Source organism: Rodentibacter sp. JRC1, from assembly GCF_020521555.1.
Lineage (GTDB): Bacteria > Pseudomonadota > Gammaproteobacteria > Enterobacterales > Pasteurellaceae > Rodentibacter > Rodentibacter abscessus.
This window is the reverse complement of the sequence record NZ_BPWA01000001.1, coordinates 1,656,417-1,680,885: the sequence shown is the minus strand read 5'-3', so window position 1 is coordinate 1,680,885 and position 24,469 is coordinate 1,656,417. Positions and strand designations below refer to the sequence as shown.

The window sequence follows — 24,469 nt, the reverse complement described above, 5'->3', positions numbered from 1 at the left end:
TATGTTGTTATATTTTCTATTTGTCATATTTTTGCTGCGCCAACCATTGCGCCAACACCTTACGTGAAATTTTAATGGCACCCTGTTGTAAATTTTGGGGCAACGCATAATAGGCAACGGGTAGCTTAAAACGGGCTAAACGTTCTTGTAAAAAAATGCGTAACTTTTCGACCGCACTTTCCGTGAACCGTTCGTGAAACTCAAGAATTGCGACCGGTCTTGCGCCAAATTCTGCGTCTTCCTTCGGTAATACGAAGGCTTGTTTCACGAAGCCTGATTGTAAGAGTAGCTTTTCAATTTCTTCCGGTTGAATATTTTCTCCACCGGAAATAAACATATTATCTAAACGTCCGATAATCACCAATTCATTATTTTGCCAAACACCTTTATCTTTGGTTTGCAACCAACCTTCCTCATTTGTCAGCGGTTTAATTTCATTATTTTTCCAATACCCTAAAGCAAGCCCCGCACCTTTAAGCCAGATTTCATCATTAACCAGTCGAAACTCTCGTCCCAAAAGCGGTTGCCCCACGCCCGAAAAATCATCGGATTTTTTCGCAAAAACCGTTGATGCCATTTCCGTCATACCATAACCGCTGTACGAGGCAATCCCATATTGGTGAACCTTTTGAGTCAGTTCAACCGGAATATGCGCGCCACCCAATAAAATATGACGCGTACTGAAATCCATTTGAGGATATTGCACCAAATAATCAAGTAAACGCTGTAATTGGGTCGGCACTAACGAAGCGTGGGTAGATTGTAATAATGAAGCATAAAAATCCGCTTGTGGGAAATGCAATTCCGCTCCACAGGTCAGCCAGCGCCACACGATCCCTTGCCCTGAAACGTGATACAAAGGCAGAGAAAATAACCAAGATTGGGTGGAATCAAAATTCATTAATCGACACACACCGACAGCATTATCCAAATGAGATTGAACATTATGCACCACAGCTTTCGGCATACCGCTTGAACCTGAGGTAAGCGTCATCGTTGCAGGTTGAGAAAAATCCGCCTGAGTAAAAACATTCTGTGGTGAAATAGAATAAGCCTGTGCAAGATCTTCATCACGCAAACATAAATCAATGCCATATTCTCGGCATAGCTCATTCACTTTTTCCTCAGGAAATGCCGGGTTTAAACCTAGAATCTTGACACCGCATTGAATCGCCGCCAAATAGAGAAAAAGAATGCTTTCTGAATTTTTACCATAAAAAGCGACCGCACTTTTAGATATAATACCACCCGTTATGCCACGCATTTGCAAAAATGCCGCCATCTGATTGATCTTATAAGCGATATCAGCCCACGTAAAAAGATCGCCTTGCGATGAACGCAATGCGATTTTTCCGCAATACAGAGGATCATTGGCAAAAACCTGCCAAGGAAATAGTTTAGTTGCTGACAAAATATGCCCGCACTTCGTCAATCAAACTTTCAGGCAAATTCATAGATTGCATTGCGCCTTCCAACATCAGCATTTTACGTCCGCTGTTTGTATTGGTAATCACCCAATAAGGCGTATCCGGAATTTGTTTTGGCTTGGTATGATTACCTGCCATCAATAATGTCGCTTCATCACGGGCAAAGTAAACACGGGTACGTCCTTGTAAAGACTCTGTCGCTTGGGCAAAACTTTCCGGATCCGTACGATAAAGAACACGTAAAATCGCTAAAAAACGCACTACCGCTTTGCTCTCTTCTCTAAATTCGACAGAATTTAACAAAGCACGAACTTTATCCGAAATCTGATTAATAGCTTCATTCGATTGTTTTTTCACGACTTTAGGTGCGGCAGGTTCTACAACTTCAATGTGCGATTGAGATGCCTTATTTGAATTAATTTCCTCTACAGAAACATCATCAGATTTAACCGCACTTTTTTTCCTTGTATCATCAAAAGAAACGAAATCTAAGGTGCTGCTCGAATTGGCAGGCAAATTAAGCAAACGGCGAAGAATATCCGAGGCACTTTCACCAATAGATTGGGTCTGCTTTGCAATGTATTGATACAATTCTTCATCCACTTCTATTATCTTCATTTTTGTCTCTCCATTTGCTAGAATTTCCGCTCATTATAACGATTTCCTCACAAATTCTCACGCGAAAAATATGTCTAATTCCCAATTATTAAACTATCAATTTCACCAAACAAAACAAGCAATTAATCAATCCACTCTGGTTTTTATTCATGGTTTATTCGGCGATATGAATAACCTTGGCGTTATCGCACGTGCCTTTAGTGATAATTATTCTATCTTGCGGGTTGATTTGCGCAACCACGGACAAAGTTTTCATTCGGAATCAATGGATTACGATTTAATGGCAAAAGATGTATTCGCCCTTATTCAACATCTTAGGTTAGAAAAAGTGATTCTGATCGGGCATTCTATGGGTGGAAAAACGTCAATGAAATTGACCTCACTTTATCCCGAACTCGTTGAAAAATTAATTGTGATTGATATTGCCCCTGTTGCTTACGGAAACGAAGGACATCAAGATGTATTTAAAGGGCTATTTTCTGTCAAGAATGCTGCCCCACAAAGCCGTCAAGAAGCCAAACCGATTTTAGAACAAAAAATCCAAGATCCTGCGGTGGTACAATTTATGCTGAAATCTTTTGATCCGAATTCACCTGAATTTTTCCGCTTCAATTTGACCGCACTTTTCAACAATTACCCACATTTGATGGACTGGCAATTCGTTCAGACCGATACACCGACATTGTTCATAAAAGGGGGAGATTCGTCTTACATCAAAGTGGAGGATACCCCCAGTATTTTAAAACAATTTCCGAATGCTACCTCATTTACGGTGAATGGTTGTGGGCATTGGGTTCATGCAGAGAAACCCGAGTTTGTCATTCGGGCAATCAATCGGTTTTTAAATAAGAATTAATTGGTTCAAATGAGAATTGATTTATGCTATAGTTCGCGCGATTGACAGGGGCTTTTCCCTTGGTTTTTATAGCTTTTAAACATTTATTCGAAGGAAAGAAAGATGGCAGTAGTGGGTCTATTTTATGGTAGCGATACAGGCAATACCGAAAATATCGCCAAAATGATTCAAACACAATTAGGCAATGAATTAGTCGATATTCGTGATATTGCAAAAACCTCAAAAGAAGATATTGAAGCCTACGATTTTTTACTTTTTGGTATCCCTACTTGGTATTATGGTGAAGCCCAAGCCGACTGGGATGATTTTTTCCCAACATTAGAGGAACTTGATTTTACTGACAAATTAGTCGCAATTTTCGGTTGTGGCGACCAAGAAGACTATGCGGATTATTTCTGTGATGCCATTGGCACGGTGCGCGATATTGTTGAACCTCGTGGTGCAATTGTTGTCGGTAATTGGCCGACGGAAGGTTACACTTTTGAAGCCTCAAAAGCACTATTAGACGACGGCACTTTCATCGGTTTATGTATTGATGAAGATCGCCAACCGGAGCTTACGGCGGAACGCGTAGAAAAATGGTGTAAACAAATTTATGAAGAGATGTGTTTAGCCGAACTTGCCTAACATTCTAAAAAAAGGAAACTTTATGTCTGAAGAAAATATTAAATTGCTAAAAAAGGCCGGTTTAAAAATCACCGAACCTCGTCTAACTATTTTAGCATTAATGCAAAATCACAAAAATGAGCATTTTTCAGCAGAAGATGTGTATAAAATTTTGTTAGAACAAGGTAGTGATATCGGTCTTGCCACGGTTTATCGCGTATTAAACCAATTTGACGAAGCACACATTTTAATTCGTCATAATTTTGAAGGGAATAAATCGGTTTTTGAACTTGCTCCGACAGAACACCACGATCACATCATCTGTGAAGATTGCGGTAAAGTGTTTGAGTTCTCCGATAATCTTATCGAACAGCGTCAAAAAGAAATTAGCGAACAATACGGTATTCAATTAAAAGCCCACAGTTTGTATCTTTATGGCAAATGTAGCGATATTGAAAAATGCGAAGAAATTAAAAAAGATAAAGACAATTAAGCAAAAAATGCCTCGTTTGTTTCCTGACGGGGCATTTTTATTATGGTTATTCGGTGATTTCTACTTTTCGCCACAGGTCTTTGCTGGAAATCGATCCTATCGGGTTTTGTTTCGCTCCCATTATTGAAGGTGCAATATAAACCGGTGTCGTATATTGAAACAGTGGAAGAACGATATTTTCTTGCTGAATGATCTCACTTAATTTTAAGTAAATTTCCGATCGCTCTTTTTCTGATGCGCTTTTTAATGCTTGCTCAAAAAGTTTATCGTATTGCGGATTCACATAACCGCTCTTATTATCCGGACTTTTTGAGTAAAATAATCCTAAAAATGCCATAGGATGATTAAAATCCCCACACCAACCGGAACGTACCAACTGAAATTCTCCTTTCACCCGCTTCTCTTGTAGCTGTTGCCAACTCATTGATTGCGTTTCAGGTCGTAATAAATCCGATTCCGATAATTGCTGCGCTAATCGATTTGCAATACTGCGATGTAGTGGAGAATCATCATAACTCAACTGTAAAATTAATGGCTGCTTTTCTGTTATGTTAGCTTTCGCCAATAGCTGTTCCGCCACCACAGGTTCCCATCTTGAATCGGCCCCTTGCAACATCGCTTTTGGCAAAAAATAAGAACTAGGAATGCCATTTGGCATTTCATTATGCGTAATCCCGACAACAGAAACCCTTGAGGCAATCGCTTTTCTCACTAAAGGATTGCTTAATTTGGGATCGCGCAAGTTGAACTCATAAAAATAACCGCATAGTTTTGGAAAATATTGAATATTATTTGTTGTATCTCCAATATCCCACACGACATCTAATCTTGAAAGCGTTTCTTCTCCATCGTAAGGCACATAATCCACACGTTTGAACGACACATTCTCTTTCTTCCAATAATATGGATTTTTCACTAAATGGACACCGTTTCCATCACGTGATGAAAACATATAAGCGCCATTTGATACCTGCGCCTTTGCCCCCTGATATTGCGGCAACAATGCGATATGAACCAGCATTTCAGGTAAATAAGGGGTAGGTTTATCCAAAGAAATTAATAAAGTGCGGTCATTTTCGGCAGAGATTCCAAGATTTTCAGGCTGCTGTTTTTTATCCAGTACCGATTTTGCATTTTTCAAATTTAAATATAATAAATAAGATTTCAGCGGTGTTTGCGATTGGGAAAGTGTCTGCCAAGAAAACACAAAATCTTGCGCCGTTAAAGGTTCGCCATTTGACCACATTAAACCTTCACGTAACACAAACCGCCATATTTTATTATCTTGCGTTTGCCAACTTTCGGCGGCTGCCGGTACAATATTTCCTTGCTCATCATAAGCCGTCAACCCCTCAAATAAATCACGAATAAGCGAAAGTTGTTCTTCCTCTTTTACTTGCCAAGGCTCTAAAACAGGCTCAAATCTTATGCCACGAATCAGTTTCTCACGATAAGATTCCACCGTTTTAGGAACAGACTGCGTTACCGAACTTGTTGATTCAGTTTGGTTTTTCTGCGTCTTTGGACTATTTAATTTATCACAGCCACTCAGAAGAAAAAGAACGGAAAAAATGACCGCACTTTTTAAACCGAATAAGGAAAAGTTATTCATTTTCAGCCTCGTTTTCCATTTCTTCAGTTTTAATCCAAAATAAGAAAAACCAATATTTTACGGCGATCAACACAGCAATAACGCTTCTGCCAATCACACTAGGTGTAAAATAAAAACCGATTAGCAACATCATTGTTGAAACAAACAAAATAGAAATCTTCGTTTTCTTTGTCATTGCACGGCGTTCATTAAAAGATTTCAAATGCTTTTGATAAACGGCAGTACTAAGAAACCAAGTCTCCAAACGTTTTGAACCTTTAGCAAAGAAAAATAAAGTAAGTAAAAGAAACGGCGTTGTCGGCAAAATCGGAAGAAAAATACCAATGATACCGAGCCCAAGAGAAAGAAACCCCAATAAAATATAAATGTACTTCATAATGTTCCTAGAATCATAGAATGTGAGCAATTATTGCTGATTTTTTAGATTTTTCAACCTTGATATTATAGAATTTGCAGCCACATAAAGAACGGTTTTAGAAAAAGGAACATTTATGTCAAATCCACTACTTAATCTCCAAGGCCTACCGCCTTTCTCACAAATTACCCCTGAACACGTTCAACCCGCTGTTGAAAAACTCATTCAAGATTGTCGTGATACGATAGAACAAGTGCTAAATCAACCGCATTTTACTTGGGAAAACTTCATTTCGCCTTTAACGGAAGTCAGCGATCGTCTAAGCCGTGCTTGGTCGCCGATTTCTCATCTAAATTCGGTGAAGAATAGTCCGGAATTACGTGAAGCCTATCAAGCCTGCCTTCCATTACTTTCCGAATACAGCACTTGGGTGGGACAGCATAAAGGACTTTATAACGCTTATTTAGCACTTAAAAACAGCCCTGAATTTACCACTTATTCCGTAGCGCAAAAAAAAGCCATTGAAAATTCACTACGTGATTTCGATCTTTCCGGAATCGCTTTATCAGAGGAAAAACAAAAACGTTACGGCGAAATTTCATCCCGCCTATCCGAACTCAACTCACAATTCAGTAATAACGTACTTGATGCCACAATGGGGTGGGAAAAAGTGATAGAAGATGAAGCGGAACTCACAGGCTTACCGGAATCCGCCCTACTGGCCGCAAAACAATCCGCCGAAAATAAAGATTTAAAAGGCTACCGATTTACCCTTGAAATTCCAAGCTATTTACCTGTAATGACCTATTGTGAAAACCGTGCGTTACGTGAAGAAATGTATCGAGCCTACACCACAAGAGCTTCAGACCAAGGACCAAATGCCGGTAAATGGGATAACAGTCAAGTTATGGAAGAAATCCTGACCTTACGCGTAGAATTGGCAAAATTACTCGGCTTTAACACTTACACCGAGCTTTCTCTTGCCACCAAAATGGCAGAAAACCCACAGCAAGTTTTAGATTTCTTAGATAGTTTGGCAGAACGGGCAAAACCACAGGGAGAAAAAGAACTACAAGAACTGAAAGACTATTGTGAAAAAAACTTTGGCGTAACGGAGCTTGCTCCTTGGGATATCGGTTTTTACAGCGAAAAACAAAAACAACATTTATACGCCATTAACGATGAAGAACTTCGCCCGTATTTTCCTGAAGATCGCGTTATTTCCGGTCTATTTGAGTTGGTTAAACGTATTTTCAATATCCGTGCGATAGAACGTTTTGATGTAGATACTTGGCACAAAGACGTTCGTTTCTTTGATTTAATTGACGAAAAAGATCAAATCCGCGGAAGTTTTTATCTCGATCTTTACGCTCGTGAAAACAAACGTGGTGGTGCGTGGATGGATGATTGTATCGGCAGAAAACGCAAACTTGACGGTTCAATCCAAACACCGATTGCCTATTTAACCTGTAACTTTAACGCACCTATCGGCAACAAACCGGCTTTATTCACACATGACGAAGTCACAACGCTATTCCACGAATTCGGTCATGGTATTCACCATATGCTCACTCAAATTGATGTGTCTGATGTCGCCGGTATCAACGGTGTACCTTGGGATGCGGTAGAATTACCAAGTCAATTTATGGAAAACTGGTGCTGGGAAGAAGAGGCCTTAGCGTTTATTTCCGGTCATTATGAAACAGGAGAACCATTGCCAAAAGAAAAGCTCACCCAACTATTGAAAGCCAAAAACTTCCAAGCAGCAATGTTTATCTTACGTCAGCTTGAATTTGGCATTTTCGATTTCCGCTTACATCACACTTTTGAGCCGGAAAAAGTCAATCAAATTTTGGACACTTTAAAAGCGGTAAAATCTCAAGTTGCAGTGATTAAAAGCGTAGATTGGGCAAGAGCTCCGCACAGTTTCAGTCACATTTTCGCAGGTGGTTATGCCGCAGGTTACTATAGCTATTTATGGGCGGAAGTTCTCTCAGCCGATGCTTTCTCACGCTTTGAAGAAGAAGGCATCTTTAACCCGATCACCGGAAAATCTTTCCTAGATGAAATCTTAACCCGTGGTGGTTCTGAAGAACCAATGGAACTGTTTAAACGCTTCCGCGGACGCGAACCGCAATTAGACGCCTTATTAAGACATAAAGGTATTGCAAACTAATCATTAATAATAGGTAAAACCCTGCGATGGTAGGGTTTTGTTATATTTAGGGTAATTAATGCTTTAGGCACATCTACTATAAAACCACCGGAGAGTAATACCACAAAATCCTGATTGTGGGAAGCTTGACCAAATGTAGTAGAGATACACCATAGTAACGTTCTGCATTTGCTGCAGCCCCTACAAAACGAACTTTTTCTAATGGTATTGGAATCGGCTTACCGTTCTTGTCTTTGAAATGGTTATTGGTATATTGCAGTGAGACACTTTCCGTTAAAGAGCCTCGACTATGGTTACTTTTCTCCAATGTTAGCCCCTTTATTGCGGCATATTTATTCAATAGTACATTAGTTCTTTCCGCATAGGTTAACGGTAATTTAGCTCTGATAGTTTCGTTTAATTTATCATATGAAGCATAAAATAATACTTCGGAAAGAAACGGTATTCCTTCATAACTCGGACTATTCAATACAACATAAAGATTACCATTTTCTGCAGCATCTGGATTTTGTTTCACTGCATTACTGAAAGCTTCATATTTACTGTTATAAATCCCAGGATTAGAAATAATTACGTTTTTACCATCCTTATTGTGAATGTCATTAATGTCGTAAATTTCTCTAGCTCCGCCCTCCCATTCTGTTTTTCTGGTTTTATCATCCACCTCTCTACAATAGCGTTGAGCTGCACTACCTGAGCAATCAACTTTGTAAATAGAACCGGCTGTAATATGAGTCCCTGCATTTTTAGCATAATCTGCGTGTTGTGCCGTAACTTGTAATACGGCTGTTGAAAGACTATCAATAGAACCCCATGCTGCCCCTAATGCCGTATCAACATAACTCGTTAATTGAGAAATCTTATGTGCTTCGGTTTCTAATTCCCTTGATTTCTCCGTTTCATTACCTCCGTTTTTATAACGCTCTAATTTTGCTTTCTCAAAGAGCTTATCCGCCTTATCAAGCAATTCAGCCTTAACTTCTTGGCGATTTGAATCAAATGCTTGAGTAACGGCAAGCTGTGTATTGAGTTCTTTTTGAATTCTGTCTTTATCAAAATTATTCACTAAAACTCCCGAATTTTTGACCGCACTTTCCGTGGTAACATCCGTCCTAATTGCTGATAAAGTCTCCGCAACAGTTTTCCCATTTTTATTTAATTGAGCATTTGCATCACGAATTTCAATATTGGCGGTATTAATGCCGCTTTGGGTGATACTTGATTGGCTGTCTTTGTCATAACCAAAACCAATCGATTTACTCACAGAAAATTGTCCTTCTGTTTTGGTTGTAATATCACCTGTCCTTATATCAATCGTTTGTTCTTGCGTATTGTTTCCAAACGACATCAATTTAGCTCCACCAACTTCTTTTGCAGCTTCGCCTCCACCAACACTTGCCGAACCTGAAACACCAAAAGCACTGCCTTTATAATTTGCATGGTTTTCGATGTTTTGGGCTGTGAGCGTGCCTGTGCTGAAACGGTTTTTGCCCTCATTTTCCGCTTGTTGGCTTGAAGTGATTAAGCCGCCTTTTAGGTGAGTATGATTACCCACATTAATTTGATACCCCTCATCACCGGCATAAATCCCCGATTGCTCCACCACACTGGTATAATCCGATTTGATTTTTGATTGGCTGTAGCTGCCTGAAGCGGAGAAGCCATAGCCCGGCTTGTCAATCATTTACCCCAAGGCTTCGCATCCGGTTTGCTATGTTTGGCTCGCCACTCAATACATAATGGTCTATTCCACATTGTCCTTTCTTCACAAACAGGACCGCCTTCTAAATACCAGCCTTTTTTCTCTAAGCACAAATTCACTTCAGGGTAATCACTTTCCCCCACAACAGGATCCATACCGCAAGCTCGCATATCTTTTTCTTTTCTATCAACATATTTGACTAAACTACGTTTATCTGATCTCGGATACAACTCATCAAAATTATGGAGACGCCAAAAATTATAGGGGGGAGGGGGCTTAAAGCCACCAAAAGAGCAACCTAATAGCAATACTACAGAAAGCGTTATACCGCATTTTTTCATCATTTTGATTCTCCTATTTTTTTATTTAACTCATAAATACGTTGTTCTTTATTCATTATTAAATCTCCTTCTTTTCGATAACCGTCAGTTACACATTGTTTCTGCCCTAACCCATGGCAATTGTGTACTGATGAACGTTCATCGCTAAACATATCTAATGTTCTTTGTATCCAACCTCTATTCAGATGATTTTCTGCCGTTGTTGATGGATTACCTCCAAGCAATACCGGCAAACTGCCTAAAGGCATTATTTTCAAGACGGATAGAGCCTTGCTTATTGGATTCATTTCTTGATTCACCAGTTTGTAATCGGCTTAATCTACTATTACCTACTTCCAAGGCTTAGCATCCGGTTTGCTATGCTTAGCTCGCCATTCTATACAAGGTAAATCGTTCCACATAAACTCATTTTCACAAGCAGGTCCACCTTCTAAATACCAACCTTTACTTTCCATACAAAGATTAGCTTTAGGTTTGAAGCTTCCCCCAACAACAGGATCCATACCACAAGCTCGCATATCTTCTTCTTTTCTAGAAACATATTTAACTAAACTACGTTTATCTGAACGCGGATACAACTCTTCAAAATTATGAAGCCGCCAAAAAAAATAGGGGGGGGAGGGCTTAAAGCCACCAAAAGAGCAACCTAATAGCAATACTACAGAAAGCGTTATACCTCCGCATTTTTTCATCATTTTGATTCTCCTATTTTTTTATTTAACTCATAAATACGTTGTTCTTTATTCATCATTAAATCATCTTTTCTCCGATAACCATCGGTTACACATTGATCTTGTCCTAATCCATGACAATTGTGTACTGATGAATCATCTCCAAACATATTTAGAATCTTTTTACCTAGCCAATGATTATGTTCATTATCCTTCATAGTTGCCGGATTTCCGCCAAGCAATAAAGGCAAACTTCCTACCGGGTCTGATTCGTGGTTTTCAATACGAATAGAACCTTCCTTATTGGATTCATTTCTTGATTCACCCGTTTGTAATCGGCTTAATCTATTATCAGAGCGAGTTACATCGGCAGCAGGACCAACCATTTTAACTAATGTACCGGAAAGTATTTTCTTTTCCTGATTTTCTTTGGTATCTAAGGCATTTAATGCGTTAGCAACCGTCAATGTGCCTCCGGCTGTCACAAATTACATTTTCCCGTACTCCATTTAGGATTTTGTGTACCACATTCTGCCGGGTGAAAATAAATATATCCTTTCTGTTCCATACACTCATCAAGATCCTTATAGTGTTTCCCTCTAATTTTATAATCTGTAGGGTAATTTTTTAAATTTATATCTCCATATGTTCCTCCACACATCAGTATATCTTTCCACCTTTGAATTGAGTCGGTACTTCCTATTGTATTTTGTTTTTGATATCCAGCTATTAAAGGATATACCCTTCCTTTATCAATATAGCAATTAACCATCTGAGGAGTATATATACATCCCTTTGAATAATAACAAGATGATAATAAAGTTGATGATGCTAATATGATTAATAAACTTTTATTCATATTATTGCCCCCCTATTTTCATCAGAACTTCTACCATGTCGGATGACATTACATCAGATAAGGCAAATGGAGCGGCTACAGGAATTGCCACCACAGTTGTAATATCCGCACGAACTTTTGTTATTGGATCTTTTTCTGCAGTATTTCCATCTTTGTCATAAAATCCCCAAGTCTGTCCACCGATTAAATCATGGGTTTCAAAAAATACTTCATCTGAAGGAATTAAAATAATATTTAAATTCAATAAGAAATTATTCATTACAAATTTTCTTTTCTCTACATTGGTATTCAGGAATAAAAATATAATTCTTTTTTTTTTATACATTCATTAAAAGCTAAATGATAGTTGAGATCATCTAAACTTGTAGATATTTCTCTATCTTTAGAAAATGAATCTTTATATTTTTTACGCTCTTCATCATAAAATAGTATATAGAAAAAATTACCATCTTTTGTTTTAACACCACCACAAGATAAAATATCTTTCCATCTTTGTTTAGCATCGGTGTTACCAATAGTATCTTTTCTCTGTATTAAACTTACATCGGAAGGTCGAGGAATAATGTAATCAAAAGTAACAACACAGTTACTTAAAAACAAAACAGAAAAAGCAATGTATATACGATTAAACATCATAGCCCTCCTAGTTGATTTAGGATTTCTACGAAATCAGAGGACATAAGATCTGATAAAGCAAATGGTGCGCTGATATGGATAGCAACTCCTGTAGTAATTCCCGCACCAATATTGTCTATAGTTTTTCTATTTTCTGAAGTATTACCTACAGAGTTATACCAATGAGGTAGTTGCCCACCTAAATAATCATGTGTACCTGCAAATGATTCAATTAATTGATCTGATAGACTATCTACTTTATACGGCAATACTCCTAGTTGTGTGTACCAACCACCTTGAATTGCTTGAAATCCCCCTGTTAAACCATATAATTTTTCAGCATCAGGATTTTTATTCATATTGATTGCATCTTGTAACTTTGATAGATGCCCACTGTTATCACCTATATAAGTGACAGAACCATCAATATTTTTTGAACATCTATAGTGTCCTTTACCACAAATCGCATCTAAATCAATCCTTACCCCACCAAGTTTCACACCATCAAAATACCCACTGTCATAGGAATCATTGCGTAAAATCTGTCCTGTTTTCGCATCTTTAATTCCCTTAAATAAACGTGAGTTTTTCAGCGTTTCTTCTCGCATTTTGGTGGCAGCAAGTTGTAACGTGCCTTGGGTGATGGCGATTTCAGGCGTTCCGCTTGCTATGCCAACCACCGTTTCAAGCAACCGTTTCTGATATTGCAGTTTATAGATTTCATTATAAAGTGCGGTCTTTTCTTCCTCCGTTTTCGCTTCTTTAATTTTGGCTCGTAATTCCGCTTGTTTTGGTTCTACATAGGCGTTTATTGTGCTGAACGCATTTTCTCTAAAGTCTTTCGTCACTTTCACTTGAACGTTTAACTCTTTTAATACCTTGTCTTTATCAAACTGATTGTCCAACTTGCCCGAATTCGCTTGAGCGGTTTCGGTCGTTACTTCCGTTTTTACTTCGGATAAGGTTTCATCTACGGTTTTACCCGTCTTTTCAAGTTGAGCCGTTTTATCCCTAATTTCGATGTTTTTCGTGTTAATGCCGCTGTGCGTGATACTAGATTTAGACTCCTTGTCATAACCAATACCGGCTGAAAGTCCCCCATTAAAATCACCTTTTAATGTTTTGGTTGGGTTGCCATTTCTATCTTTGTCGGTTTCAACAGTGTTTGAACCAAACGACATCAATTTAGCTCCACCAACTTCTTTTGCAGCTTCGCCTCCGCCCATACTTGCCGAACCTGAAACACCAAAGGCGGTGCCTTTATAATTTGCATGGTTTTCGATGTTTTGGGCTGTGAGCGTGCCTGTGCTGAAACGGTTTTTGCTCTCATTTTCCGCTTGCTGGCTTGAGGTGATTAAACCGCCTTTTAGATTGGTGTGCTTACCCACATTAATTTGATAGCCCTCATCGCCGGCAAAAATCCCCGCTTGAGCCTTCACGCTCGCATAATCGGAATTCACTTTAGAGTTACCATAACCACCACTTCCCATAGCAAAGCCGTAACCTACGGTGACTTGTCCGCTTACATTCATTTGTTTACCTTGGTATTTCATCTTATCCTGTAAGCTTTCGATATGGAGATTTTCGGCATTTAGGGTTACTCCTTTGCCCTGCACTTGTGCACCTTTGATTGTGGCATTATTGCCTGCTTGAATTAGGGTTTGGCTTAAGCCATCGCCGATATGGCTGTTTCGATAGGTTTCATCATCACCATTGCCATAACCTCTGCCATAATTGCCTCCTGCCGTGATGCCGAAAGACACGCCTTTGCCTACTGCCAAGGCAACGCCGGCATTAAATCCGCTGGATTTATTTCGGCTACGCTCTTTGTGGGTTTGCTGTTGGGCGGTGAGATTCACGTCATTGTCGGCAATAAGGGCAGTGCCTTGTTTACCACCCACATCTGAGCCGATGATATTGATATTGGATTGCTTGCCGGCTCCGCTTGCTTGAATCATCACCTTACCGCCGGCATTCACTTGGCTGTTATTTGCCGTGCTGCCTTCGGTATGGCGGGTTTCTTCACTTTTTTGTTCACCGTAAGTAATGGAGACACTCACCGCTTCTGTGGGTACGGTGCCATTTTGCATTAATTCACCTAGAGATTTACCCACCTGCCCAAGGGTTTGCCCTGCTCGGTAAGCCGTCCAACCCGCATTGGCTGCCGCCATGGCATTAATTCGATTGTCTTTGCTTTCTCCCACCGTTTGTACGGAATCCGCCACTTGTTTTACCGCATTTATCGCTGCTTGGATTGGGGTGTTAATCGCTATCGTCAATCCCTTCTGCTCAAAAGTGCGTTTATAGTTGGTTTCGTATTTATCACTTGCTGCCGCTATATCCGCTTGTTCGGCTTGAATAGAGACGTCCCCTTTCACCGAAGTCACGTGGCTGGCACTTTGGCGATACTGTTTATCTGCTATCAGCGTGGTATCACCGTTCAAACTCCCCACTTGGCTTTTTTGGGCGTAGTATTTGGTTTGGTCGTTCTCCACGCTTTCTTTACGCATTCCAACACTAAAACCAAAGCCTCCACTACCCATCAAGCCCGATTTGCTCGTTTTTTCAAAATCTTGTTCAAAATCTTGTTCAAAAATTTGATTTTCCGATTGTAAAGCATTTATTTCCAAGGCTTAGCATCCGGTTTGCTATGCTTAGCTCGCCATTCTATACAAGGTAAATCGTTCCACATAAACTCATTTTCACAAGCAGGTCCACCTTCTAAATACCAACCTTTACTTTCCATGCAAAGATTAGCTTTAGGTTTGAAGCTTCCCCCAACAACAGGATCCATACCGCAAACTATCATATCTTCCTTTTTTCTATGAATATATTTAATGAAACTACGTTCATCTGAACGCGGATACAACTCTTCAAAATTATGAAGCCGCCAAAAAAAATAGGGGGGGGGGGGCTTAAAGCCACCAAAAGAGCAACCTAATAGCAATACTACAGAAAGCGTTATACCACCGCATTTTTTCATCATTTTGATTCTCCTATTTTTTTATTTAACTCATAAATACGTTGTTCTTTATTCATCATTAAATCATCTTTTCTCCGATAACCATCGGTTACACATTGCTCTTGTCCTAATCCATGGCAGTTATGGACGGAGGAATCATCACCAAACATATTTAGAATCTTTTTACCTAGCCAATGATTATGTTCATTGTCATTCATCGTTGCCGGATTTCCACCAAGCAATAAAGGCATACTTCCCACCGGATCTGATTCGTGATTTTCAATACGAATAGAACCTTCCTTATTGGATTCATTTCTTGATTCACCCGTTTGTAATCGGCTTAATCTATTATCAGAACGCGTTACATCGGCAGCCGGACCAACCATTTTAACTAATGTACCGGAAAGTATTTTCTTTTCCTGATTTTCTTTGGTATCTAAGGCATTTAATGCGTTAGCAACGGTCAAAGTACCTCGACTATGTGCACCGATAAAAAGATTATTTTTGCCATAATGTTCCATTAATCCCTTCGCCTGTAAGCTGGAGTTATCCATTCCTAACAAATTTCCCAAAGAACTTTCAAACATTTTTTCATAACCAGCAACCATTAATTCGGAAATAGGATTAGAAGCTTTAGGATGATGGACAAAATACATATCCTTATAGATTCTTTTATCTATATTTCCGCTTTCTCCTTTCTGAGCTATATAATTTTGAGAAACAAATTTTGCTGCGGCGTTTTCATCATTGAAAATGCCGTTAAACGCCACGACCGTTCTTATTTCGGTTTTTCCCGTTACAGGATCGGTGTAAGTTACTTGCTTCAAGTTTTGACGCTCTTGATCAGAGACTTCTCTTAACCGATAAATATTGCGACCTTTATCTAATTGTGCTTTTAAATATGTTTCTCTATCTATCCCAGCTTTATCCGCTTCACCATAAATTTTGTCTAAAACTGCTTGATCTTCTATTGGAATACCCTTTTCATCTGTTTCCACCGTCATCATCCGATGTTCAGAGATAAACATTGTGCGATAAGCCTCATCCGTTAAGTCTGCAACAGTTGAATGGAAAGATTTCTTAATCGCCAAATCCGTTTCGACTTCTTTCTGCAAAGCTCGATAATCCTGTTTTTGTAAACTGTTGGTTTGGGTGTTTGTGCCTTTCGTAATTTGTTTGATATTTTCTTGCCCCTGAGGATCTTTAATATCAAATTGCCCCTCACTGATAACAGATAAGGTGGTGCTTGATGTATTTTCAGCTTTTTTCGTATTTCCCAATAAATTGGTTAAGCCAATTTTAGCCAATGCGTAAAAATCAGCACTGTGTACATCATTTTCACCTAAGCCAAATCCAATCGGGCTACGATTTGCTTTATTTGGATTCGCTTGTTCAAAAGTTTCTCCCTTTTCCTCCCTTTGTTTACGATAAGTATTATTCTTTTCCTTATCTTCCTCAGAGGTTTGGTCCCGCCCAACTGAAAATCCTGCCGCTAATCCTACTGCACTTGCTTGAGTATTGGCGTGATTTTCTATTTCTTTAAAACTAAACATTCTGGCAGAGAGTTTATTTTTTGATGCTTCAGCATCAGAAAGAATTGCACCTCCGATAAGATTAACATGATTACCCACATTAATTTGATAGCCCTCATCGCCGGCAAAAATCCCTGCTTGAGCCTTCACGCTCGCATAATCGGAATTCACTTTAGAGTTACCATAACCACCACTTCCCATAGCAAAGCCGTAACCTACGGTGACTTGTCCACTCACATTCATTTGTTTACCTTGATACTTCATCTTATCCTGTAAACTTTCGATATGCAGATTTTCGGCATTTAGGGTTACTCCTTTGCCCTGCACTTGTGCTCCTTTGATTGTGGCATTATTGCCCGCTTGAATCAGGGTTTGGCTTGAACTATCGCCAATATGGCTGTTTCGATAGGTTTCATCATCACCATTGCCATAGCCTCTGCCATAATTGCCTCCTGCCGTGATGCCGAAAGACACGCCTTTGCCTACTGCCAAGGCAACGCCGGCATTAAATCCGCTGGATTTATTTCGGCTACGCTCTTTGTGGGTTTGCTGTTGGGCGGTGAGATTCACGTCATTGTCGGCAATAAGGGCAGTGCCTTGTTTACCACCCACATCTGAGCCGATGATATTGATATTGGATTGCTTGCCGGCTCCGCTTGCTTGAATCATCACCTTACCGCCGGCATTCACTTGGCTGTTATTTGCCGTGCTGCCTTCGGTATGGCGGGTTTCTTCACTTTTTTGTTCACCGTAAGTAATGGAGACACTCACCGCTTCTGTGGGTACGGTGCCATTTTGCATTAATTCACCTAGAGATTTACCCACCTGCCCAAGGGTTTGCCCTGCTCGGTAAGCCGTCCAACCCGCATTGGCTGCCGCCATGGCATTAATTCGATTGTCTTTGCTTTCTCCCACCGTTTGTACGGAATCCGCCACTTGTTTTACCGCATTTATCGCTGCTTGGATTGGGGTGTTAATCGCTATCGTCAATCCCTTCTGCTCAAAAGTGCGTTTATAGTTGGTTTCGTATTTATCACTTGCTGCCGCTATATCCGCTTGTTCGGCTTGAATAGAGACGTCCCCTTTCACCGAAGTCACGTGGCTGGCACTTTGGCGATACTGTTTATCTGCTATCAGCGTGGTATCACCGTTCAAACTCCCCACTTGGCTTTTTTGGGCGTAGTATTTGGTTTGGTCGTTCTCCACGCTTTCTTTACGCATTCCAACACTAAAACCAAAGCCTCCACTACCCATCAAGCCCGATTTGCTCGTTTTTTCAAAATCTTGTTCAAAAATTCTATTTTCCGCTTCTTGGATTGCAATATTCTGCGCGATTGCGCTAAAGCCTTTTTCGCCCACCACAGAAGACCCCTGCACGGTAACATTGCCCTTATCGGCACGCAATAAGATACGATTTCCATCAATCGCCGAACCTTCTGCTACATCGTAGCGGTGGTCGTGTTTTGTAGTGATGGTTGTTTTTTGCAACGTGCCGCTGTGCGTACTTTTGGCTACAAATGCAAGTTGTTCTTTATTACGTCCCTCTTGAATCTGTATATCGCCATTGATTGATGTGATGGCTATCGTGCCGTTATTGCTATGTAAAGCAGCTTGGCGAACGGTGGTCGCATTTTCGCTGAGAATGGAAATATGATTAGCTGCATTCAGTTTTGAGCCGATTTCTTGCTGTTGGTCTAAGCGAGAATAATTATCCGAGTTGGCGTTATAATGCTGCTTATTGCTTGTCGATACCGTGCCGACCTCCACATTATCCCCTTGAATATGGATAACATCCGCATTCAGATTCGCTGCTTTTAACGTTACATCTTTCGGGCTGAAAATTTGCAACTGCCCCTTCACATCAATTTCCGCTTGGCGATTAAGATTGGTGTGGGCAAATTGATTGCCAAAGGCATCATGATTAGCTGAACTGTTGGTTTGACTTGCAATCTCTACACCCTGATTTCCAATCAGTACCGCAGAATCCAAGGCTTGAATTTTGCCGCCAAGGTTCACCAACTTCTGTTTGGCAAGTAAATTAACACTACTGCCCAGCACAATCCCTTGATTATTCAAATGTTCTGCTGAAAGTGCGGTCAGATTTCGACCTGCAATGGTGCCGCTATTTGTAATGTTACCCTTGATATTTCCACTGATTTCTCGTGCCGAGATTAACGCCCCTTGTGTGGTCACATCAAGGTTGCGGGCAACCAGATAAACTTGTGGAGTGAGTACGGTTAAGGTTTTACCGCTCGGTAAGGTGATGTCTTTGTTCACCAGCCAGACCATATCGGAAGTCAATTCCGCCATTTGTGCAGCCGTTAAGCCCACTCCCGGGGTTAAATTAAATTTATTGGCATAATAAACCCCGTTGTTCATTAAGGCTTTGTACTGTTCAAAGTCTGAGCTGTAATTCTCTAAGAAACGGCGACCTGTTAATTGGTTAATTTGTTCGTTGATTAAACGTTGTTCATAGAAACCGTCACCAAGGCGTTTTTGTACGTTGTTGTGATCATAACGCAAGGCATTAAACATATAATCGGAACTAAGCCATTTTTTGCGATCGGTAAATTTGCTGTCCGTTTCCACTAAATAACCATTTGGTGCTTCAGGATTAATTTGATACAAGCTGGCTTTCGGTAAGGTGATTTCTGCCAAATGGGTTTTGATCACCGGCAGACTATTATCCCCCAATTTTTCAGGGTGGCTCGCAGAAACTTGCCCGGATATGACCGCTCTTGTTGGAATGGCAGGATTTCCTTTCTCGATTGGTGTCGATAGGGTTAATGTTTTAATGGTTTTTAATTCAACCTTTGCTGAATTGGATTTGCTATCAATTGCCGTATTTGTGCCGATAACCTCATTGCCGATGTCATTTAACACTTTATTAAATGTAAAATGCTCTGTCGGGTGTATTTCATTAAAATCGCCTTTTCCTTTGCCATAAACAGCCCAACGTTTTTTACCCCTTGCTCCATAACGATGACGCTCTTTTCCAAAACTGTTCCACTTTCCGGTATCCGTCACATCAATATCCCCGAGAATATCAATATTTTTTAGGGTAACGCCTCCTGCCGTTAAATTACCGTTGTTTTCGTTTCTCGTAAAAATACTATCACCTAACAACAACGCTTTACCGACAGATAACGTAGAAGCATTATTCTCTAAATCCGAACCGGAAAGCGACAAAGTACCACCGATGAGAATTTTAGCCGGATCACGATGTTCAATGGTGCTGGTTATGGTATGGCGATTATAATCCCAGGTTGTCCAATAACGGGAAGCGATTCTCGTACCGTCTTTTAAAATAAAATAAGAGTTGGAATCGTGTTTGCTGTTATTTTTTAGATCAAAATACCCCTCACCGCCATTTTTATTGAGTAACGCATAACGTTTTGAATTTTTTGAAGGTGCATATTCGATAATATGCTCATCGGTATGATGCTCTCCCAGTTTTAAATGAAGATCGTGGTTTAATAAGCGTTCCGTTTTAATCTCACCATTCCCCAAGGCTTCAATAGTCGCACTGCCGTTATCCACAAATTGAGCATAACCGACCGCTTGATTTTGATCATTCAATTGACGACCGATAGCAATTTCACCGGCTGTGAAAATCAAGCTGTGATCACGGTTGATTAATGTACCCGCCGCTAAATCTAAACGCTCACGTGCCGCAATAGTTGCCGATTTATCACCTTGATTGAGATTATTCAGTTTCTCCGCTTGAATGGCTAAATGATTACCGTAAATTCGGCCTGTACCAATGTTATTTAACGTGCCGGTTTTAAGAATATTTTCCGTACCGTCTAATAACCCGTAATTCGTAATAGTTTCGGCATTAATGAGTGTACGATGTGCTGAGATTTCAGCATCTTTATTATTATTCATTAAATTTGCAGCCTTGAAAAAAGCCTGATTGCCAACAATTTGTTTCACATTATTCACAAAATCACCAAGGGTACTAAATGTTAGATTATTTCCCACTTGGAAAGATTGGTTTAAGGTAAAGCTGTCAATAAGCGCAATTTCAGCATCACCTTGGGTTTTAATCGTACCTTCATTTTGTAAGGTTTTGGCTTTTAAATTCAGCTGTTGACCGGCTTCAATCGTTCCCCCAAGGTTATCGACGACTAATTGATTCCCTTGTGAATGAATTTTTGCCATTTGCCCTGCTAAAAATTCGCCTGCTTGATTATTAAACCGGTTCTTAATTGCGGCAGATAAGCTATTGCTAGCATAAATACCGCCTTGTTGATTGTTTAACTCAGAGGTATTGAGTTGAATATTTTTAGCTTGCAGCCCCTGTTTTGGTTTACTTCCGGTTGCAACGGTTTGCTGGTTATTAATCTGTGTTGCAATAATGTTTAATGTATCATTTGCACCAATCAATGAACCATTTGAGGCATGTTTCTGATTATTAATTGTTGTCGCATTTAAGTGTGTATTTGCTCCCCAGATAGTACCGGTTTGGTTATCAATTTGATCTGCCTGAACTTCAGTTTGACCTTGTGCATTAATCATACCTTTTGTATTGGTGAACGTTCGGGTATTAATTGCCAAATTTTCAGTCGTTGCAATTCTGCCTTGGGTATTATTAAGCTGACTAATGTTATTTAATACAACCGAACCTAGCCCTATAATGCCTTGGTTTTTTTCTTGCGTTTGCTGATTATTAAGTTGTTGATTGTTGGTATCAATAGCAAGTGTTTTGTCTGCTCGTAATAAACCTTGTTGATTATTAATTGCTCCGCTATTTAATTTAACCGTATTTGCAAAAATTTGTCCTTGAAGATTATTTAATGCCGCTCCTTGCGTATTAGTATTTAGTTCACCTTGGCTGATAATTGAACCTTTGGCATTATTTAACGCATTTGAGACGATATTCAGTGTGGTATGGGTAAATACAGTACCCTTCTCATTATTAATTCCGGCACTGATAACCTCAGCATTATTTGCCATTATTACGCCGTCTTTATTACTCAATTCGCCTATACGCAATGTGGCATTTGATTTACTCTGTACAATTCCCTCATCATTATTCAAATTTCCACTATTAAGACGAAAATTTTGCTTAGCAAATAGCGTACCCTTTGTATTATTTAAGGTCGCATTATTGGTATTAATCACCAAATCATTATGGCGACTCGCAACCGTTGAATTTATGTTATCCAATCCACCTTTCACATCAATAACAACCGAGTGATTACCTAAAATAGCACTTTCAGATTGAGTCAAGGATTTTGCCAGCCTCATATTGATGTCATTGGCGGAAATGTCGGAATGGTTCGCTGATACCAAGCTGTCGCCTATTATCTCAAGCTGATGATTTACGGTAATATTCCCTTGGTGCTGTTCAATAATTGGCGTTGTAATAGATAATGAGCCTGCTTGCAATTGTCCGCCACGACTATAATACCCATTGTTCAAACGTAATTCGGCTTGTTGAGTGGAATACACTTTGCCTGAATCGTTGAGTAGCTTATCCGCATTTATCGCCAAATTTTGATTGCTCCCGATAAAACCGAGCGTATTATCCACTGTTGCACTGTTTATAGCGAGATGACCTAAGGCAATAATCCCTTTCTGTGTATTATCACTTGTATTAGTTTGCTGATTGGAGATATCTCGGGTACTGAGAGACATATTACCGAGGCTTTTAATAAGCCCATTGGTATTCATTAATTGATTAGCTTGTAAACTAAGGCTGTTGTTCGCAAACAACGTGCCTTGTGCCGAATTGAGTTTATCAGAAACCTTTATTGTGAGATTTTGACCGGCAATTAATCGTCCTGAGGTATTGTCAATATCATCGGCATTTACATTAAAATTGCCACCTGTGCTAAAGGTACCGGCTTGGTTCTGAATATAGCGAGCGTTCAGGCTAAAATCACCCGTACCCGATTGTTGCCATAGTGCATTTGGAGTATGTAAATTTTGTTGCGATGTTTGAATACGATTTGCAACAAGCTGACTGTTTTGGGTTGAAAGTGTTTTTGGCGTAGAAATCGTTAAATTTTCAACCGCACTTAATTGACTTTCATCGGCTTGTACATCACCTAATTTAGCAATGACAGCAATATCATAAGCATTGTTTTGACTCTTACCTAAATTGACCGATTGAGCATTGATATTAAGTTGACCGCTTGCTATATGACGACCGGCAAGTTGCACCTTATTCTCTGCTTGAATATCAATATTTGAACCTTGTGCCGATTGGCTATCTAATTGGCGTGTTTCACCATTAGCCGATTGAGTGGTCGTTACACCGGCTGCAATCAATGCGTATGGTGTCGCATTGATATCATTGGCTTTATAGCTGATTTTACCTTTTGCAACGGTCTCTCCACGTTGACTAATGGTGTTTTTTGCTTTAGCACTAACGCCACCGCGCTGTGCAATAACACTACCGTTTTGTTTGATGTTAGCATTAGATTGTAATTTGATATGTTGCGTTTTCGCTTCAATCCGACCGTTATTTTCAATCTCTTTTGGTGTCTTTAACGTGATCTGTTGCTGAGCATTGACTGTACCGCTATTGACAATTTTGCCCTGTGAGTCAATCATCAAGGTTTCGGCACTCGCACCAATATGCCCCGCATTGCGCACACCTAAGCCTTGCTCCGTGCCAATTAAATGGATTTTCCCCGCATACATTCCGCCCAGTTCACTTACATCTAAGGCAAAGTGCGGTTGATTTTCAGCGAGTTTTTCATTTGAGGTTCGAATAATCTGCAAATCGTTATCGGCATTTTCAAGGCCGGCTTGTTTAATCTCATTTTTGCCGGTTACTACATTAAGTTTTTTACCCGCCCATAAGCCTGCATTAATTTCCGCTTCACGGGCGAGAATATCCGTATAATCAATACGGCTGTTATCCAATCCTTTACCGCTAACCTTTACTTTTCCTCTTTCAATTCTAAAACTTTCTATTTGCCCGTCTTTAATCTGCGGTTTACCTGTAGTCATTGTGCTACGGGTGGCATTAATCGTACCACAACCGTTACAATACAATCCGTTCGGATTGGCAATAATCACTTCTGCTTTTTTACCTGCCACTTCCAAATAACCTTTCAATTGGCTTGGGTTACCGGAAGTCACTTCATTTAAGATGACTTTTGCCTCACCACGGGCTAAATAAGGGTTGCCTTGTACCATTCCAGCTTGCTGCGTTGACACATTTTTACGGCTGTTGTTTAAAATCGCCCCTTGCTTATCCACGTTGAAATCGTGGTATTTATTATGAGAAAGACCTTTATTATTCGGAGTTTGGATATTGACTTGCGGAAGACCGTTCGCAGTTTGTAGCACTATCGGTTGTTGGTTTTTCGGCGCATTCGGATCAGCTTTAATAATTAAGGTATCGGCAACTGCTTGCGAGGAAAACATAACAAAACCCAACACACAAAATAAACTAAAGGATAATGGTTTTAGCGTTGCCAAAATAGATTCAAAACCAACCGCACTTTGGTGTTTTTCGCCTGAGTTCGACTTATCCGCCGATTTTGCCAACTCGGATGTCACCACTAAACGTTGCAATGTTTTACTGAAGATGACACGAAAGCATTGTTTATTCATATTCCCCCCCTAAAAATAGGCTATAAAATAAAATTTAGATTGATTGAAAAGTAATACCTATATTAAAGC

Annotated in this window: 19 protein-coding genes; 4 read left to right on the top strand and 15 right to left on the bottom strand. The window is 39.8% G+C overall.

Features of this window, described 5'->3' with window-relative positions; translation table 11 throughout:
• Nucleotides 1-16: 16 nt before the first annotated feature.
• Together menE and seqA are read right to left on the bottom strand one after the other, a co-directional pair.
• On the bottom strand, nt 17-1,411 hold the full coding sequence (menE, locus tag HEMROJRC1_RS07705; RefSeq protein WP_226692366.1) for an o-succinylbenzoate--CoA ligase: 1,395 nt from the start codon (nt 1,409-1,411) through the stop codon (nt 17-19).
• On the bottom strand, nt 1,398-2,045 hold the full coding sequence (seqA, locus tag HEMROJRC1_RS07700; protein ID WP_226692365.1) for a replication initiation negative regulator SeqA: 648 nt from the start codon (nt 2,043-2,045) through the stop codon (nt 1,398-1,400). Before seqA ends, menE begins: the two co-directional genes overlap by 14 nt.
• 70 nt (nt 2,046-2,115) lie before the next feature.
• Between seqA and HEMROJRC1_RS07695 the strand changes: the two genes are divergently transcribed.
• The 3 genes from HEMROJRC1_RS07695 to fur all read left to right on the top strand — a co-directional run bounded on the left by HEMROJRC1_RS07695 (nt 2,116) and on the right by fur (nt 4,000).
• Entirely contained in the window at nt 2,116-2,901 is a 786-nt protein-coding gene (locus HEMROJRC1_RS07695) for an alpha/beta fold hydrolase (protein ID WP_226692364.1), read from the top strand.
• Nucleotides 2,902-3,003: 102 nt separating this feature from the next.
• Entirely contained in the window at nt 3,004-3,528 is a 525-nt protein-coding gene (fldA, locus tag HEMROJRC1_RS07690) for a flavodoxin FldA (RefSeq protein ID WP_226692363.1), read from the top strand.
• 22 nt (nt 3,529-3,550) lie between these two features.
• A complete protein-coding gene (gene fur / locus HEMROJRC1_RS07685) occupies nt 3,551-4,000 on the top strand; it encodes a ferric iron uptake transcriptional regulator (RefSeq protein ID WP_194812794.1) in 450 nt (149 codons plus the stop codon).
• Between the two features lie 46 nt (nt 4,001-4,046).
• Here the strand turns inward: fur and HEMROJRC1_RS07680 are convergent, their stop codons facing one another.
• On the bottom strand, nt 4,047-5,612 hold the full coding sequence (locus HEMROJRC1_RS07680) for a peptide ABC transporter substrate-binding protein (RefSeq protein ID WP_226692362.1): 1,566 nt from the start codon (nt 5,610-5,612) through the stop codon (nt 4,047-4,049).
• Nucleotides 5,605-5,988: a DUF454 family protein gene (locus HEMROJRC1_RS07675; RefSeq protein WP_226692361.1), complete on the bottom strand. Its 384-nt coding sequence runs from the start codon at nt 5,986-5,988 to the stop codon at nt 5,605-5,607. Before HEMROJRC1_RS07675 ends, HEMROJRC1_RS07680 begins: the two co-directional genes overlap by 8 nt.
• Nucleotides 5,989-6,103: 115 nt before the next feature.
• Between HEMROJRC1_RS07675 and prlC the strand changes: the two genes are divergently transcribed.
• A complete protein-coding gene (gene prlC, locus HEMROJRC1_RS07670) occupies nt 6,104-8,143 on the top strand; it encodes an oligopeptidase A (protein WP_226692360.1) in 2,040 nt (679 codons plus the stop codon).
• Between the two features lie 76 nt (nt 8,144-8,219).
• Here prlC and HEMROJRC1_RS07665 read toward each other — a convergent pair whose 3' ends face one another.
• From HEMROJRC1_RS07665 to HEMROJRC1_RS07615, 11 genes are read right to left on the bottom strand one after another with little or no spacing between them, the layout of a single operon-like run.
• Nucleotides 8,220-9,827 carry a hypothetical protein gene (locus HEMROJRC1_RS07665; RefSeq protein WP_226692359.1) on the bottom strand — a complete coding sequence of 536 codons (1,608 nt, stop codon included), beginning with the start codon at nt 9,825-9,827 and terminating at the stop codon, nt 8,220-8,222.
• Complete coding sequence (locus HEMROJRC1_RS07660; protein WP_308443638.1) at nt 9,824-10,189, bottom strand: hypothetical protein; 366 nt, start codon at nt 10,187-10,189, stop codon at nt 9,824-9,826. Before HEMROJRC1_RS07660 ends, HEMROJRC1_RS07665 begins: the two co-directional genes overlap by 4 nt.
• On the bottom strand, nt 10,186-10,485 hold the full coding sequence (locus HEMROJRC1_RS07655; RefSeq protein ID WP_226692358.1) for a hypothetical protein: 300 nt from the start codon (nt 10,483-10,485) through the stop codon (nt 10,186-10,188). The genes HEMROJRC1_RS07660 and HEMROJRC1_RS07655 overlap by 4 nt, the downstream gene beginning before the upstream one ends.
• A 30-nt stretch (nt 10,486-10,515) precedes the next feature.
• Nucleotides 10,516-10,881, bottom strand: coding sequence for a hypothetical protein (locus tag HEMROJRC1_RS07650; RefSeq protein WP_308443637.1), 366 nt, complete (start codon nt 10,879-10,881; stop codon nt 10,516-10,518).
• Entirely contained in the window at nt 10,878-11,342 is a 465-nt protein-coding gene (locus HEMROJRC1_RS07645) for a hypothetical protein (RefSeq protein WP_226692357.1), read from the bottom strand. The genes HEMROJRC1_RS07650 and HEMROJRC1_RS07645 overlap by 4 nt, the downstream gene beginning before the upstream one ends.
• Complete coding sequence (locus HEMROJRC1_RS07640; protein WP_226692356.1) at nt 11,339-11,716, bottom strand: hypothetical protein; 378 nt, start codon at nt 11,714-11,716, stop codon at nt 11,339-11,341. The genes HEMROJRC1_RS07645 and HEMROJRC1_RS07640 overlap by 4 nt, the downstream gene beginning before the upstream one ends.
• Nucleotide 11,717: 1 nt before the next feature.
• Nucleotides 11,718-11,975 (bottom strand): hypothetical protein, encoded by a 258-nt coding sequence (locus tag HEMROJRC1_RS07635; RefSeq protein WP_226692355.1) that lies wholly within the window; start codon nt 11,973-11,975, stop codon nt 11,718-11,720.
• Nucleotides 11,976-12,004: 29 nt separating this feature from the next.
• Complete coding sequence (locus HEMROJRC1_RS07630) at nt 12,005-12,352, bottom strand: hypothetical protein (RefSeq protein WP_226692354.1); 348 nt, start codon at nt 12,350-12,352, stop codon at nt 12,005-12,007.
• Nucleotides 12,349-14,961, bottom strand: a complete 2,613-nt coding sequence (locus tag HEMROJRC1_RS07625) for a hemagglutinin repeat-containing protein (protein WP_226692353.1) — start codon at nt 14,959-14,961, stop codon at nt 12,349-12,351. The genes HEMROJRC1_RS07630 and HEMROJRC1_RS07625 overlap by 4 nt, the downstream gene beginning before the upstream one ends.
• A complete protein-coding gene (locus HEMROJRC1_RS07620; protein WP_308443636.1) occupies nt 14,952-15,317 on the bottom strand; it encodes a hypothetical protein in 366 nt (121 codons plus the stop codon). The genes HEMROJRC1_RS07625 and HEMROJRC1_RS07620 overlap by 10 nt, the downstream gene beginning before the upstream one ends.
• Complete coding sequence (locus HEMROJRC1_RS07615; protein ID WP_226692352.1) at nt 15,314-24,400, bottom strand: hemagglutinin repeat-containing protein; 9,087 nt, start codon at nt 24,398-24,400, stop codon at nt 15,314-15,316. Before HEMROJRC1_RS07615 ends, HEMROJRC1_RS07620 begins: the two co-directional genes overlap by 4 nt.
• Nucleotides 24,401-24,469 lie beyond the last annotated feature (69 nt).

What these genes read in the sequence shown, in the direction of transcription:
- HEMROJRC1_RS07650 (WP_308443637.1), bottom strand. Translation starts at nt 10,881, where the DNA reads ATGATGAAAAAATGCGGAGGTATAACGCTTTCTGTAGTATTGCTATTA.
- HEMROJRC1_RS07675 (WP_226692361.1), bottom strand. Translation starts at nt 5,988, where the DNA reads ATGAAGTACATTTATATTTTATTGGGGTTTCTTTCTCTTGGGCTCGGT.
- HEMROJRC1_RS07680 (WP_226692362.1), bottom strand. Translation starts at nt 5,612, where the DNA reads ATGAATAACTTTTCCTTATTCGGTTTAAAAAGTGCGGTCATTTTTTCC.
- HEMROJRC1_RS07695 (WP_226692364.1), top strand. Translation starts at nt 2,116, where the DNA reads ATGTCTAATTCCCAATTATTAAACTATCAATTTCACCAAACAAAACAA.
- prlC (WP_226692360.1), top strand. Translation starts at nt 6,104, where the DNA reads ATGTCAAATCCACTACTTAATCTCCAAGGCCTACCGCCTTTCTCACAA.
- HEMROJRC1_RS07630 (WP_226692354.1), bottom strand. Translation starts at nt 12,352, where the DNA reads ATGATGTTTAATCGTATATACATTGCTTTTTCTGTTTTGTTTTTAAGT.
- HEMROJRC1_RS07640 (WP_226692356.1), bottom strand. Translation starts at nt 11,716, where the DNA reads ATGAATAAAAGTTTATTAATCATATTAGCATCATCAACTTTATTATCA.
- HEMROJRC1_RS07660 (WP_308443638.1), bottom strand. Translation starts at nt 10,189, where the DNA reads ATGATGAAAAAATGCGGTATAACGCTTTCTGTAGTATTGCTATTAGGT.
- HEMROJRC1_RS07620 (WP_308443636.1), bottom strand. Translation starts at nt 15,317, where the DNA reads ATGATGAAAAAATGCGGTGGTATAACGCTTTCTGTAGTATTGCTATTA.
- HEMROJRC1_RS07615 (WP_226692352.1), bottom strand. Translation starts at nt 24,400, where the DNA reads ATGAATAAACAATGCTTTCGTGTCATCTTCAGTAAAACATTGCAACGT.
- fur (WP_194812794.1), top strand. Translation starts at nt 3,551, where the DNA reads ATGTCTGAAGAAAATATTAAATTGCTAAAAAAGGCCGGTTTAAAAATC.
- HEMROJRC1_RS07635 (WP_226692355.1), bottom strand. Translation starts at nt 11,975, where the DNA reads ATGAATAATTTCTTATTGAATTTAAATATTATTTTAATTCCTTCAGAT.
- HEMROJRC1_RS07665 (WP_226692359.1), bottom strand. Translation starts at nt 9,827, where the DNA reads ATGATTGACAAGCCGGGCTATGGCTTCTCCGCTTCAGGCAGCTACAGC.
- seqA (WP_226692365.1), bottom strand. Translation starts at nt 2,045, where the DNA reads ATGAAGATAATAGAAGTGGATGAAGAATTGTATCAATACATTGCAAAG.
- fldA (WP_226692363.1), top strand. Translation starts at nt 3,004, where the DNA reads ATGGCAGTAGTGGGTCTATTTTATGGTAGCGATACAGGCAATACCGAA.